The sequence below is a fragment of the Rhizobium johnstonii 3841 genome (assembly GCF_000009265.1).
Taxonomy (GTDB): Bacteria; Pseudomonadota; Alphaproteobacteria; order Rhizobiales; family Rhizobiaceae; genus Rhizobium; species Rhizobium acaciae.
Map to the genome: position 1 here is coordinate 2749568 of NC_008380.1, position 14123 is coordinate 2763690.

The following is a 14123-nucleotide window of genomic DNA, read 5'->3' on the forward strand; positions in this document are numbered from 1 at the left end:
TCCAGACGCAAGACCGCTGCGCACTTTTGCTGGATTGCTCTAAGGCAGGGACTTCCGAGAGCTCATGACCATTCCAAACACCATCCCGATCACGCCGGAACTCATCGCGAGCCATGGCCTGAAGCCGGACGAGTACCAGCGCATTCTGGATCTGATCGGCCGCGAACCGACTTTCACCGAGCTCGGCATCTTCTCGGCCATGTGGAACGAGCACTGCTCCTACAAATCCTCGAAGAAGTGGCTGCGCACGCTGCCGACCAAGGGGCCGCGCGTCATCCAGGGCCCGGGCGAAAATGCCGGCGTGGTCGACATCGATGATGGCGATTGCGTCGTCTTCAAAATGGAGAGCCACAACCACCCCTCCTATATCGAGCCTTATCAGGGTGCTGCGACCGGCGTCGGCGGCATCCTGCGCGACGTCTTCACCATGGGTGCGCGCCCGATCGCTGCGATGAACGCGCTGCGCTTCGGCGAACCGGATCATCCGAAGACCCGCCACCTCGTCTCCGGCGTCGTTTCCGGCGTCGGCGGCTACGGCAATTCCTTCGGCGTGCCGACGGTCGGCGGTGAGGTCGAGTTCGACGCCCGCTACAACGGCAACATCCTGGTCAACGCCTTTGCCGCCGGCATTGCGAAATCCAACGCCATCTTCCTCTCCGAAGCCAAGGGCGTCGGCTTGCCCGTGGTCTATCTCGGCGCCAAGACCGGTCGCGACGGCGTCGGCGGCGCGACGATGGCCTCGGCCGAATTCGACGAATCGATCGAGGAGAAGCGCCCGACCGTGCAGGTCGGCGACCCCTTCACTGAAAAGTGCCTGCTGGAAGCCTGCCTCGAGCTGATGCAGACCGGCGCAGTTATCGCCATCCAGGATATGGGTGCCGCCGGCCTCACCTGCTCTGCCGTCGAAATGGGCGCCAAGGGCGATCTCGGCATCCTGCTCGAGCTCGACAAGGTGCCGGTGCGCGAAGAGAGAATGACCGCCTACGAAATGATGCTATCGGAAAGCCAAGAGCGCATGCTCATGGTGCTGCAGCCGGAGAAGGAAGAGGAAGCCAAGGCGATCTTCGTCAAGTGGGGCCTCGACTTTGCCATTGTCGGCTGGACGACCGACGATCTGCGCTTCCGCGTCATGCACCAGGGTGAGGAAGTCGCCAACCTGCCGATCAAGGATCTCGGTGACCAGGCGCCGGAATATGACCGCCCCTGGCGCGAATCCGGCAAGCGTGCGCCTCTGCCCGCAAATCTCGTCGCCGCCCCCGAAGACTACGGCCAGGCGCTGCTGCAACTCGTCGGCTCCGCCAACCAGTCGAGCCGCCGCTGGGTCTATGAGCAGTACGACACGCTGATCCAGGGCAATTCTCTGCAGCTTCCGGGCGGCGACGCCGGCGTCGTACGCGTCGACGGCCATCCCTCCAAGGCGCTCGCCTTCTCCTCCGACGTCACGCCGCGTTATGTCGAGGCAGATCCTTTCGAAGGCGGCAAGCAGGCGGTCGCCGAATGCTGGCGCAACATCACTGCAACAGGCGCCGAGCCGCTCGCCGCCACCGACAATCTGAACTTCGGCAATCCCGAAAAGCCCGAGATCATGGGCCAGTTCGTCGAGGCGGTGAAAGGCATCGGCGAGGCCTGCCGTGCGCTCGACTTCCCGATCGTTTCCGGCAACGTCTCGCTCTACAACGAGACCAACGGGGTCGCCATCCTGCCGACCCCGACGATCGCAGGTGTCGGCCTGCTGCCGGATTGGAGCAAGATGGCCCGCATCGGCAGCGCCAACGATGGCGATAAGGTGATCATGATCGGCGTCGACGGCAGCCATCTCGGCCAGTCCGTCTATCTCCGCGACGTGCTTTCCAGCAGCGAAGGTCCGGCTCCTGAAGTGGATCTGTTCGCTGAAAGACGCAATGGCGATTTCGTCCGCTCCGTCATCCGCAACGGCCAGGCGACCGCCTGCCACGACATTTCCTCCGGTGGCCTTGCCGTGGCGCTCGCCGAAATGGCGATGGCCTCGGGCAAAGGCCTGACGATCGATCTGAGCGAAGGCAAGGGTGAACCGCATGCGCTGCTCTTCGGCGAGGATCAGGCGCGCTACGTGTTGACGTTGCCGGCCGATGTCGCCGATTTTGTCTGCGTCAATGCGGAAGGCGGCGGCGTTCCCTTCCGCCGTCTCGGCACGGTCGGAGGAACGGCGCTCGTCGTCGGCGATCTCATCTCGCTGCCGATTCAGCAATTGCGCGATGCCCATGAATCATGGTTCCCTGATTTCATGGAAGGCCGCGGCGAACTTGCCGCTGCGGAATGATGCGCAAGGAGTAACGATCATGGCCATGAAACCCGGCGATATCGAAGACATGATCAAGGCTGGGATTCCCGGTGCCAAAGTGACAATCCGCGATCTGGCGGGCGACGGCGATCACTACGCCGCCGAAGTCGTCGCCGAAGCCTTTCGCGGCAAGAGCCGCGTACAACAGCACCAGATGGTCTACGAGGCGCTGAAGGGCAATATGGGCGGCGTGCTGCACGCTCTGGCCCTGCAGACCTCCGCGCCGGAATAGAGCCAGACGCAATCCGGATGACGATGCCCGGCCCTCAGCCGGGCATTCTCTTTTCGTCGGGATCGGCAAAGACCGAGGCCGGCATCGGTCCCGCGGTCATCAGAGTGAAATCAAACGACGCCCTGAGGTCCGGCCCAAGCACATATTGCCGGTGGACGCGCAGCTGGTCCTTGCGGATCTTGCGGTAGTGTTCGCGCGTCAGCATCTGCTTGACGCGGATCAGGATCATCTTCGCCTGAGGCGCATCCGCATGGCCGGAGACGGCAACGACCGGCACCTTGTAGAAATTGATCGAATCCGTCAGGCACTGCACATCGAGCCAGGAAATTTCGGGACAGCGGGCAATCAGCCCGACGCGGGTGCGAAGCAGTGTTGCCGATGACATGAGCGCACATTGCAGGATGGCGCTGCCGAGGGTGGCAAATACCACGCGCTTGCCCTTGAAGATCTCCGGCTCCTTTTCCAGCAATATGCCGATGACATGGGCGGCGACGCTCGATCCCATGCTGTGCGAGGAGATCACATATTCGTCCGCCTCTTCCTCAAGCGCCTTGCGCACGGCCATGGCCTGGTCTTCCAGCCAGCCGTTGAAGTCAGCGCGGTCCATGCGACCGAGCGCCACGGCCATTTCCCAATCGGCAAAGAGATGCAGCGTATGGAAGCGTTCGGAAAACGGCAGGAAGGCGAAGACGAAGAAACACAGCGCCAGCGGCCCGCTCCAGAACATGTGCCAGGCAGAAAAGCCGAGAACATAAGGCATTACGGTAATTTGTGCTGTCAGAGCGATCGCCAGTGCCATCAACAGGAACGGGAAAACGAAGAACAGGCCAAAGCGCCAGGCATGGCGGAAATATCCCCGCATCCCGCCTTCGAGCATGATCGCAGCGCAACTTCGGAAACCCGCCATGATCTGGCTGAGGGTATTGCCGCCGCGGAGCCGATGCACCAGCGCGTCTTGATCGATCATGTGGATCCGGCTCTTGGTCTGCCAGCCGGATGAATCTCCGGCATCGCTGCCCATCCCATCGCCCATCGTGACCTCGAAACTGACAGGATCGGTTCCTTCTTCCGCTGCCCCCGTCGCAATCGAAACCCCCCAGACGGCGGCGCTTTGCCTGGCGGATCGCTCGTAGCGCGCCCTGTGAGCAGTGCCATCCAATGGCTCGAAGCCCGGGAAATGCAGGACGACCCGCTTCGCGATCAGTTTCATTCCGCTCTTCCGGCCGGGCGAATGGCCGGCATGCTGCTGCGATCGGGCCATTCCGCCGATATTATCGGCGAAAAACCGGGTATGGTCTCGAAGCCGTCTTGCTAACCGAACTCTTCCGGAATTCAATAGCCAGGATGTCGTTTCCACCACGAACGGAGGGGTTTTGTGGCCGACCTTGTTAAAGAATTGATATCGGGCGTCGTCGATAGCGTGCTCAAGGAAATCCTCAAGAAAACCACCGGCCGCGCGACGAGCAAGCGCAAGAAGCGCAAAACAAGCAGCTCGTCGACGACGACAGCTGCGCGCAAGGCGAACCCGGTCAAACCCAAGCCCGCCCGCAAACAGGTCAGCAAACGCCGCACCGCCGCCGGCCGCAGCCGTCAGCGCCGCAGCTGATATCTTACGAGCAAAAGCTGCATCTTCGGGACACTGGGGGACTGAACCGATGAAACGCATTCTGAAAATCACTCTCGCGACCGTCGTCGCGGTCTGTCTCATCGCCGTCGCCGGCATCTATGCCCTTTCGGAGATGCGCCTTTCCAGGACTTACGAGATTGCGGCGACCGATTTCACCGTCAAGACGACGCTGTCTGCCGAAGAAGCCGAACGCCGCGCCCGCACGCTAATGTGCGGCGGCTGTCATCATGATGCCGGCAACGTGCTGATCGACGAGCCGGGCGTCGGCCGCATTGTCGCGCCGAACCTGACCCGCTTCGTGCCGATGTACAGCGATGCTGAACTCGTGCGCCTCATCCGCCACGGCATCAAGAAAGACGGCACCGCTGTCTTCATCATGCCGGCAAGCAACTTCGCCAATATCACCGATGACGACATGGCGGCGATCATTGCCTGGCTGCGCAGTCTGAAACAGCTTCCAGATGCGGTGGCTGGAACGACGCAATGGGGGCCGCTCGGGCGAATCGGCCTGGCGCTCGACAAGATCCCCTTCGAAGCCGATTTGGTGCCCGCCGTCATCGCCCCTGCCGCCGCCACGCGCCCGGCCGATATCGGCGAATATGCCTTCAGGACCGATTGCAGCCATTGCCACAATCTCGACACGGCAAAGCAGTCGGAAGCCTTCCTGGCGCCGGCGCTTAAGCCGCTGGCGCAATCCTATTCGGCTGCCGATTTCAAGACTCTGCTGCGCACCGGCAAGGGTGTCGGCGGCCGCGATCTCGGCGTGATGACGCAGGTTTCACAGTGGGATTTCAGCCACTTCACCGATCCTGAAATCGAACAGATTCAGATCTATCTCGCCCGCCGACCGTAACGCGACGGCAACAACCCGGCAGCGGCCTGCTCGAATTGGTCTTTTTTTGGTTCGGGCGGCTGGAATTCCTGCTGTCGCATGCTATCTAAAGGCAACGATTGAAACGGTGGGCCTTTAACCCGCCTGTTGAAAGGATTAGGTCCCATGAGCGGCATTCACGAATTCATCGACAACGAAATCAAGACCAACGACGTCGTCCTCTTCATGAAGGGCACGCCGCAGTTTCCGCAGTGCGGTTTCTCCGGGCAGGTCGTGCAGATTCTCGATTACATCGGTGTCGACTACAAGGGCGTCAACGTGCTCGCCGATTCGGAAATCCGCCAGGGCATCAAGGAATATTCCAACTGGCCGACGATCCCGCAGCTCTACGTAAAGGGCGAGTTCGTCGGCGGTTGCGACATCGTCCGGGAAATGTTCCAGGCTGGTGAACTGCAGCAGCATCTCCAGGAAAATGGCATCGCGGTGCGCGCCGCCTCCTGACCGGTCACCGGACGTCCGCCCGGTTTCCAAATCTGTTTCTTGAGTTCGAGGCGCTGCGGCCAGCAGCGCCTTGACCTGTTTATGGGAATTTCATTGTGACAGATTCTTCACAAGCCGTGTCCGCGGGCCGCCTGCCCATGGGCAAGCGAGAATTCATCGCGCTCGCAGCCTTCCTGATGGCCATCAATTCGCTGGCGATCGACATCATGCTCCCGGCCTTGCAGCAGATCGGCGCGAGCCTCGGCGTCGAGAGCGAGAACCACCGGCAATTCGTCGTCTCCTCCTATCTGCTCGGCTTCGGCTGCGCCCAGCTTTTCTACGGACCACTTTCCGATCGCTTCGGCCGCCGCACGCCGCTGTTGTTCGGCCTTGTCGTCTATATCGTTTCGGCCATCGGCATCGTCTTCGTCCCCTCCTTCGCCGGCCTGCTGGTGCTGCGCTTCGTCCAGGGCATCGGCTCGGCGGCCACCCGCGTCATCACCATCTCCATCGTCCGCGATATCTATGGCGGACGGCAGATGGCCGAAGTCATGTCGCTGATCATGATGGTCTTCATGATCGTGCCGGTGATTGCGCCCGGCACCGGTCAGATCGTCATGTTCTTCGGCAACTGGCACCTGATCTTCCTCTTCATCGCCACAATGGCGACTGGTATCGCCGTCTGGGCCTATCTACGCCTGCCGGAAACCCTGCATCCCGCCAATGTCAGGCCCTTCACCGCCCGCTCGATCTTCGGCGCCTTCAAGCTGGTGCTGACCAATCGCGTCGCGCTCTGCTACACCATTGCCAGCACCTTCATCTTCGGCGCGCTGTTCGGCTTCATCAATTCGGCCCAGCAGGTCTATGTCGGCATTTACGATCTCGGCGTCTATTTCCCGTTCGCCTTTGCCGGCGTGGCGATCTTCATGTCGCTGTCGTCCTTCTTCAATTCGCGCTTCGTCGGCAAGCTCGGCATGCGCCGCCTGTCGCACGGCTCGCTCATCGGCTTCATCGCCATCAACACAATCTGGCTGATCGTCCAGATGGCCAGCACCGAACCGATGCCCTTCGCTCTGTTCATCTCCTTCTTCGGCCTTTCCATGTTCCAGTTCGGCTGGATCGGCTCGAACTTCAATTCGCTCGCCATGGAGCCGCTCGGCCACGTCGCCGGCACCGCCTCCTCCGTCCTCGGCTTCATGAGCACGGTCGGCGGCGCCATCATCGGCGCCGGCATCGGCCAGGCCTTCGACGGCACTGCGCTGCCGATGGTCGCCGGTTATTTCGTCGTGTCGATCATCGGGCTCATCTTCGTGCTGATCGCCGAAAAGGGCCGCCTCTTCCAATCGCAGAACCCAGCCGTCTGAACGGCCGACCTCATTCGCATCCGGGATTTCACCACATGACGCCGCCGCATAAACCGCACCAGGAAAACCAGGGCTCCCGCCGCATCGGCATGGGCTTTGGCGAATTCGTCGTTACCATCGCCATCATGACCGCCAGCGTTGCTATGGCGATCGACAGCATGCTGCCGGCATTGCCCAATATCGGCCATTCCCTCGGCGTCACCAATACCAACGACGCGCAGTTGATCATCGGCGTGTTCTTCTTAGGGTTCGGCGTCTCGCAGATCTTCTTCGGCAGCCTTTCGGATACGTTCGGCCGCCGCAACATCCTGCTCGGCGGCTTGGCCTGCTATATTGTCGGAATGTTTGCCGCCGCAGCGACCGGCAGCTTCGAAATGCTGCTCGTCATGCGTTTTGTCCAGGGTATTGGCGGCGCGGCCGTGCGTATCACCACTATGGCCATGGTGCGCGACTGCTTCGGTGGCCGCGAAATGGCCCGTGTCATGTCCTATGTGATGATCGTCTTCATGATCGTGCCGATCGTTGCCCCATCCGTCGGCCAACTCATCATCCTCTATGCCAACTGGCACTGGATCTTCATCCTGCTCGGCATCATCGCCACCATTCTGTTCGTCTGGGCTCTCCTGCGGCTGAAGGAATCGCTGCCGCCGGAAGAGCGGCTGCCGCTGTCGGTCGCCTCTGTCGTGGATGGCTTCAAGACCGTGCTCACCAACCGCATCACCTGCGGCTACATGATCGGCCTCACCATGTTCACCGGCGTCATCAGCGCTTATGTGATCTCGGTGCAGCAGGTCTTCGGCGAGGTCTACGGCCTTGGCGACTGGCTGCCGATCGCCTTTGCGGCCACAGCCGGCGGCATCGCCGTCGCCAATTTCGCCAACGGCTTCTTCGTCCGCAAATTCGGCATGCGCCGTATCTCGCACGCCGCCCTGCTGATCTTCACGGCGCTGTCGGCTGTCGGCTTTTTTTATTCGCTGGCCGGCAAGCCGGATTTCGCCATTGCCTACGGTATCTTCACCATCGTGCTGATGATGTTTGCCCTGATCGCCACCAATTTCACCGCCATCAGCCTCGAGCCGATGGGTAATCTCGCCGGCACCGCGACCGCCATCACCGGCTTCGTCTCGACGACGGCCGGCGCCATCCTCGGCGGCCTGGTCGGTCAGATGTTCAACGGCACGGTGCAGCCGCTCTTCGGCGGCTTCGCGCTCTTCGGCGCGGTGACGATCGCAGCCACCCTCTGGGCGGAAAACGGTAAGCTCTTCACCCACCCCGGCGACAGCCCGCAGCTCGATCCGGGTGCTGCTCACTTCTGAAATGGAAAGTCTGCCGGAGCGGTTGGTCCCCGGCGGCATTGCATTAGACGGCAAACTCGGCACGTTCCTAAATCTGGATGCCCCCTGGAAGAAGGAGCCTGGTTTTGGATGCAGGATATCAACGTCTCCCCCCGCCATTGCAGGGTGAGATATTTCGAGTCAAACCGGATACCGGCACTGGCGTTGTTGTACTCGGCGGCTCCAGTGGCCGGGTCGATGTGGCCCGCGCCAGGTTGTTTGCGAGCCAGGGGGCAACGGTCATAGCGCTTCGCTGGTTCGGCGGCGACGGTCAGGTGCCAGGCATTTGCGAAGTGCCGCTGGAAACCTTTTTCGCTGCCACTGATTATTTGATCGAACTCGGTTGTAAACGCATCGTCCTGGTGGGGACATCGAAAGGCGCCGAAGCTGCGCTGCTCACAGCGGTATACGATCCGCGCATCAGCGCGGTCGTGGCAATGAGCCCTTCTTCAGTCGTCTGGGGAAATATTGGTCCAGGGCTTGATGGCATTAGCTGGCCGGAAAGGTCGTCGTGGACGTTGCGAGGTACGCCGCTTCCTTTTGTTTCGTCGGGCCCAGAATGGGTGCGGGAGTACAGAGACGAGCTGGTCGCCTATCGGGGCCTGTTCGAACGGTGCCTTCAGGTGCACCAGTCTGAGATCGACGCAGCGGCTATCCCTCTGGAGAAAACGAATGCCGAAATTCTGCTCGTAGCAGGATGCGATGACGCGCTCTGGCCATCAGACAAATTTGCCGCGTCACTTGTTCGGAGGCGCGCAGCTTCGGGCTTACTCACCCAGCTTGTCTTGGGAGAAGATGCGGGCCATCGCATTCTGCTGCCGGGCGAAACGACTCCCCGATCATCTCTGCGCGCTCATGGCGGAAGTGACGAGGCCGACGCCCAATTGGGACGACTCGCGTGGGAACATATTCTTGAGATGCTATAGCGTGAGGACTGCAGGGATTTGATCGATGGTTCAATCCATCGGATTGGCGCGGCAGTTCGCGAAAGGCACCCTCGATGGACGACCGAATTCTGATCAGGCCTTACGCGCCAGGCGACGTGGACGCGACGATTGAAATTTTTCTGCGCGCCATTCGAGAGGTCGCGTCGAAAGACTACTCACCCTCCGAAATACAGGCTTGGGCAAAGGTGGAAGATCAGGGGCTCTGGGCAGAGCGAAGGATAAGCAGGCCTGCCTGGATCGCAGAATTTGACGGGCAGCCTGTCGGGTTTTCCGACCTGACCGGCGACGGATGCCTGGACATGATGTTTGTGCACCCCGAGTTCCAGGGGCTTGGAATCGCAAGTCGGCTATTGAGCAGGGTCGAAGACGAAGCACTGAAACTGGGGGTTAGCCGAATCTATGCCGAAGCCAGCCGAACGGCCCGACCGTTTTTTGAGCGCAAAGGCTTCCGCGTCATAACACAGCAAATCGCCGAGAAGCGTGGGCAAGGCCTGGAAAACTTTCTCATGGAAAAGCTCTACCAGTAATATGCGGCCGGTCTAGCGGTTGTTCAGACCGTGAAAACCTCACTCCGCAACACGTCCCACGAGGCCTTGTCGGGGGTAATCAGCAGCCCGCCGTCGAGATGATGCGGCAGGTAGGGCGAGCCGTCGAAGCGTGCCGCATAGGCGCCTGCCTCCTTCGCGATCAGCGTGCCGGCGAGGTGATCCCAGGGCATCAGCTTGTTGTACATAAGGTAATGCACATGGCCGCCGGCAAAGGTGCGGTATTCGTGGGCGGCGCAGCGGTAATTGGTGAGGAAGCGCACCTTGGCGAGATTGCCGAGTACCTCGGCGCGCTTCTCCTTTGGCAGGTAGCCGGTCGAGGCCATGCCGACCATATGCTCCAATCCCACGGGCGCTGCGACCGAAAGCCGCTCGGCGCCGCCATCCGGCCGCCGCAGCCAGGCGCCGCCACCCTTTTCCGCCATCACCCAGTCGTCGCCCATCGGATCGTAGATGATGCCGGCAACCGTCTCGCCGGCGGAGATAACGGACGCCATGACCCCGAAGGCCGGGATGCCGGCGGCGAAATTGAAGGTGCCGTCGACCGGATCGACGACGATCGCAAGATCGGCATGTTCGAGGCTGCCGAGCAAATCAGGATCGGCCGCGACCGATTCCTCGCCGAGGAACAGTGCGCTCGGCCAGAGTTGCACAGCTTCCGCCTTGATCATACGCTCGGCCTGCTCATCGGCCTCGGTGACGAGATCGGTGGCCTCGCTCTTGGCGCGCACGTCGTCCTGACCAAGCCGGCGAAAGCGCGGCAGGATTTCCGCCTTCGCCGCGCGGCGCAGCAGATCGGCAAGAACGGTCACGTCGACAGTCGAAGTCATGTCAAATCCTCACGCTTAGGTCTCTCAGGAGAAGCTTGAATCAGATGCCGACGATCTCGCGCCGGATGAGCTGCCAGCTCTCCTTGTCGGGCGCGGAGATGATACCGCCGACAGTCTCGCCGGGGCGATAGGGTGTGCCGTCGAATTTCGCCGTATGGCCGCCGGCCTCCTGATGCGCGAGCACCCCGGCCAGGTGATCCCAGGGCATCAGTTTCGTATGGCCGATGAAATGCAGCTTGCCGGAGGCAACCATCCAATATTCGTAGGCCGAGCAGTTGAAGGCGAAGGTCATCCGGATCTTTGCCATGTTGGCGCAGATACGCGAGCGATCCGGTTCATCCATATGCCCCCACGACATGCCACCGACCATCTGGTTCAGGCTAGCAGGCTCGGCGACCTTCAGCTTTGTCGACTGTCCGTCCCGACGCGTCAGAAAGGCGCCTGCCCCTTTGATCGCGGTCACTGTATCGCCGAGAACGGGATCGTGAATGATGCCGGCGACCGTTTCGCCCCTGACGGTCACCGCCAACATGGTCCCGAAGACAGGAAGCCCGGCGGCGAAATTGAACGTCCCGTCGACAGGATCGATGACGAAGGCGAGATCGGCATCGGCAAGTGCGGGCACGACGGACCGGTCGGCGTCATAAGCCTCCTCGCCGACGACGAGTGCTGCGGGAAAGCGCTCTCTCAGCGCCGCGGTGATCCGGTGTTCGGCAAGCAGGTCAGCCTGCGTCACCAGATCGATTGCCGAAGTCTTTTCCGAAACATCGGCAGCGCCGAGATTGCGGAAACGCGGCATGATCTCGGCGCGGGCCGCCTCCCGGACGCAATCGCCGAGAAAGAGAATATCCTGATCTGAAATAGTCATGCGAAATCCTGTCCTTGATGCAATAGCCAGCCTGCTTAGTCGGCCATTCATGAAGGATCGGTGACACCAAGGGTGGAAAAGTCGAAGAGTTTCGGGTCGAGCAGATGCGACGGGTTCACATGCGAAAGCGCCCGCAGCATCGTATCCTTGCGTCCCGGCATCCGCCGCTCGATATCGGCAAGCATATCCTTCATAGCATTGCGCTGCAGCCCGTCCTGCGAGCCGCAGAGATCGCAGGGGATGATCGGAAATTGCATGGCGGCGGCGAATTTCGCGAGGTCGTCTTCGGCGGCATAGGCGAGCGGCCGCAGCACCATCAGGTCGCCCTCGTCGTTCAGAAGCTTGGCCGGCATCGAGGCGAGCCGGCCGCCATGGAAGAAATTCATGAAGAAGGTTTCGAGAATGTCCTCGCGGTGATGGCCGAGCACCAGCGCATCGCAACCCTCTTCCCGCGCGACGCGGTAGAGATTGCCGCGCCGCAGCCGCGAACAGAGCGAACAATAGGTGGCGCCTTCAGGCACCTTCTCCTTCACGATCGAATAGGTATCGCGATATTCGATCCGGTGGCGGACGCCGATCTTGGTGAGATAGTCCGGCAGCACGTGTTTAGGAAAATTCGGCTGTCCCTGGTCGAGATTGCAGGCGATGAGTTCGACCGGCAGCAGGCCGCGCCATTTGAGATCGAGCAGCAGCGCCAACAGCCCGTAGGAATCCTTGCCGCCGGAAAGGCCGACCAGCCAGCGCTTCTGCCCCTTCAGCATGTCGAAATCGTCGAAGGCCTGGCGCACCTGCCGCAGCAGCCGCTTGCGCAGCTTGTTGAAGGAGACCGAGCGCGGTGCATCGGCAAACAGCGCATGGCCGCTGGTGTCGGCTTCGCCGGTTTCCAAATCATCGGCGATGTTGGCTGCGATATTCATTGCTTCGTCCTACAGAAATTCCACATTTGCTCTAGCAGAAACCCGCCCCGCAACACAGCGTCAATCGCCGAAAACCGACCAGCCGGTGCGCGCCGCAAGCATCTCCAATGCCGCAGCGCCGAGCTGTGAATTGCCCACCTTGTTCAGCCCCGGCGACCACACCGCGATCGAGGCTATGCCCGGCGCCACCGCGAAGATGCCGCCGCCGACGCCGCTCTTGCCGGGCAGGCCGACATGATAGGCGAAGTCACCCGAGCCATCGTAATGGCCGCAGGTCAGCATCAGCGCATTGATGCGACGCGCCCGCTTCGGCGAGACCACCGAATGGCCGGTCGTTGGATTACTGCCGCGCGCCGCCAGGAACAGCCCGGCGCGGGCGAGCTGCTCGCAGCTCATCGACAGCGCGCATTGATGGAAATAGACGCCGAGCACATGGTCGACCGGATGGTCGAGATTGCGGTAGGCGCGCATGAAGTTGGCAAGCGCGAAATTGCGGTATCCGGTCTGCGTTTCCGAGCGCGCCACCTTGTCGTCGATGGTGATCGACTCGTCGTCGGCGAGATAACGCACGAAGCGCAGCAGCTCGCCGATTGCCTCGCGCGGCGCATGGCCGGCCATGACGACGTCGCTGACGGCGATGGCGCCGGCATTGATGAAGGGGTTGCGGGGAATGCCGCTCTCGTGCTCCAGCTGGACGATCGAGTTGAAAGCCGATCCCGAGGGTTCGCGCCCGACACGCTTCCATAGGCCTTCGCCGACCTTGCCGAGCGCCAGCGTCAGCATAAAGACCTTCGATATGCTCTGGATCGAGAAGGCGGTATCGGCATTGCCGACGCGATAGACTTTGCCGTCGACGGTGACGATCGCCATGCCGAACTGCTGCGGATCGACCTTGGCCAACTCCGGAATATAGTCCGCGACCTTGCCCTCGCCGATCCGCGGCTGGATATCGGCGTAAATGCTATCGAGGGTCGCCTGCAAATCTGCCATCGCTTCTCTCCAGATCGCAAAAAAGCCGCTCGAAAGAGCGGCTTTCCGTATATCGACGCATGCTGTTGTCTCGCAATCGGTTTCGACTGCGAGACGAATGCATTAACGCGAATAGAATTCGACGACCAGATGCGGTTCCATGACGACCGGGAACGGAACGTCGCTGAGCGTCGGGACGCGGCCGAAGGTTGCGACCATCTTGTTGTGATCGACTTCGATATAGTCGGGAACGTCGCGCTCTGCGAGGCTGACAGCTTCCAGAACGATCACCAGCTGCTTCGACTTTTCGCGAACTTCGATGACGTCGCCGGCCTTGCAACGGTAGGAACCGATGTTGACGCGCACGCCGTTGACCGAGACGTGGCCATGGTTGACGAACTGGCGGGCAGCAAAGACCGTCGGAACGAACTTGGCGCGATAGACGATCGCGTCGAGGCGCGATTCCAGCAGGCCGATCAGGTTTTCAGACGTGTCGCCCTTGCGGCGGTCGGCTTCGGCGAAGATCGCGCGGAACTGCTTTTCGCGCAGGTCACCGTAGTAGCCCTTGAGCTTCTGCTTGGCGCGCAGCTGCACACCGAAGTCCGAAAGCTTGCCCTTGCGGCGCTGGCCGTGCTGGCCCGGGCCGTATTCGCGGCGGTTCACCGGGGACTTCGGACGGCCCCAGATGTTTTCACCCATACGGCGGTCAATTTTGTATTTGGACGATTCGCGCTTGCTCATCGTATTTCCTTTCAAAGGTTTATGACGGTTTGTTGCCAAACCGCACGAAGGAAACACGCCCTCCTCTGGTCTCTTCCAAGACCTGACAGGATGTTCCGGTTAGCGAACAGGAACGAT

15 protein-coding genes are annotated in these 14123 nt (G+C 61.2%); 9 read left to right on the plus strand and 6 right to left on the minus strand.

The genetic code is table 11. From position 1 onward, the window contains the following. The first annotated feature begins 64 nt into the window (after window positions 1-64). Window positions 65-2299, plus strand: a complete 2235-nt coding sequence (gene purL, locus RL_RS13480; protein WP_011652157.1) for a phosphoribosylformylglycinamidine synthase subunit PurL — start codon at window positions 65-67, stop codon at window positions 2297-2299. A gap of 19 nt (window positions 2300-2318) precedes the next feature. Continuing rightward, complete coding sequence (locus RL_RS13485) at window positions 2319-2552, plus strand: BolA/IbaG family iron-sulfur metabolism protein (RefSeq protein ID WP_003540079.1); 234 nt, start codon at window positions 2319-2321, stop codon at window positions 2550-2552. Between the two features lie 34 nt (window positions 2553-2586). Here RL_RS13485 and RL_RS13490 read toward each other — a convergent pair whose 3' ends face one another. Next, window positions 2587-3762, minus strand: a complete 1176-nt coding sequence (locus RL_RS13490) for a hypothetical protein (protein WP_011652158.1) — start codon at window positions 3760-3762, stop codon at window positions 2587-2589. Between the two features lie 165 nt (window positions 3763-3927). On the opposite strand from RL_RS13490, the gene RL_RS13495 reads away from it, so the two are divergent. From RL_RS13495 to RL_RS13525, 7 genes are all read left to right on the plus strand, one after another. After that, window positions 3928-4158: a hypothetical protein gene (locus RL_RS13495; RefSeq protein WP_028741249.1), complete on the plus strand. Its 231-nt coding sequence runs from the start codon at window positions 3928-3930 to the stop codon at window positions 4156-4158. Between the two features lie 49 nt (window positions 4159-4207). Then, window positions 4208-5032 carry a c-type cytochrome gene (locus RL_RS13500; RefSeq protein ID WP_011652159.1) on the plus strand — a complete coding sequence of 275 codons (825 nt, stop codon included), beginning with the start codon at window positions 4208-4210 and terminating at the stop codon, window positions 5030-5032. A 144-nt stretch (window positions 5033-5176) separates the two neighbouring features. After that, window positions 5177-5512, plus strand: a complete 336-nt coding sequence (gene grxD, locus RL_RS13505; RefSeq protein ID WP_003540084.1) for a Grx4 family monothiol glutaredoxin — start codon at window positions 5177-5179, stop codon at window positions 5510-5512. A 137-nt stretch (window positions 5513-5649) separates the two neighbouring features. After that, window positions 5650-6855 (plus strand): multidrug effflux MFS transporter, encoded by a 1206-nt coding sequence (locus tag RL_RS13510; protein ID WP_032992516.1) that lies wholly within the window; start codon window positions 5650-5652, stop codon window positions 6853-6855. A 35-nt stretch (window positions 6856-6890) separates the two neighbouring features. Then, a complete protein-coding gene (locus RL_RS13515; protein ID WP_011652161.1) occupies window positions 6891-8171 on the plus strand; it encodes a multidrug effflux MFS transporter in 1281 nt (426 codons plus the stop codon). A 77-nt stretch (window positions 8172-8248) separates the two neighbouring features. Then, entirely contained in the window at window positions 8249-9115 is an 867-nt protein-coding gene (locus RL_RS13520; protein WP_011652162.1) for an alpha/beta hydrolase, read from the plus strand. 74 nt (window positions 9116-9189) lie between these two features. After that, entirely contained in the window at window positions 9190-9663 is a 474-nt protein-coding gene (locus tag RL_RS13525; protein ID WP_011652163.1) for a GNAT family N-acetyltransferase, read from the plus strand. Window positions 9664-9686: 23 nt separating this feature from the next. Here RL_RS13525 and RL_RS13530 read toward each other — a convergent pair whose 3' ends face one another. The 5 genes from RL_RS13530 to rpsD form a co-directional block, all read right to left on the minus strand. Then, on the minus strand, window positions 9687-10511 hold the full coding sequence (locus RL_RS13530) for an inositol monophosphatase family protein (RefSeq protein WP_011652164.1): 825 nt from the start codon (window positions 10509-10511) through the stop codon (window positions 9687-9689). Window positions 10512-10551: 40 nt separating this feature from the next. After that, window positions 10552-11379, minus strand: a complete 828-nt coding sequence (locus tag RL_RS13535) for an inositol monophosphatase family protein (protein WP_011652165.1) — start codon at window positions 11377-11379, stop codon at window positions 10552-10554. Window positions 11380-11426: 47 nt separating this feature from the next. Beyond that, window positions 11427-12296, minus strand: coding sequence for a tRNA 2-thiocytidine(32) synthetase TtcA (ttcA, locus tag RL_RS13540; RefSeq protein ID WP_011652166.1), 870 nt, complete (start codon window positions 12294-12296; stop codon window positions 11427-11429). A 60-nt stretch (window positions 12297-12356) separates the two neighbouring features. Continuing rightward, on the minus strand, window positions 12357-13286 hold the full coding sequence (locus RL_RS13545) for a glutaminase (RefSeq protein WP_011652167.1): 930 nt from the start codon (window positions 13284-13286) through the stop codon (window positions 12357-12359). Window positions 13287-13388: 102 nt separating this feature from the next. Continuing rightward, window positions 13389-14006, minus strand: a complete 618-nt coding sequence (rpsD, locus tag RL_RS13550; protein WP_003540107.1) for a 30S ribosomal protein S4 — start codon at window positions 14004-14006, stop codon at window positions 13389-13391. Window positions 14007-14123 lie beyond the last annotated feature (117 nt).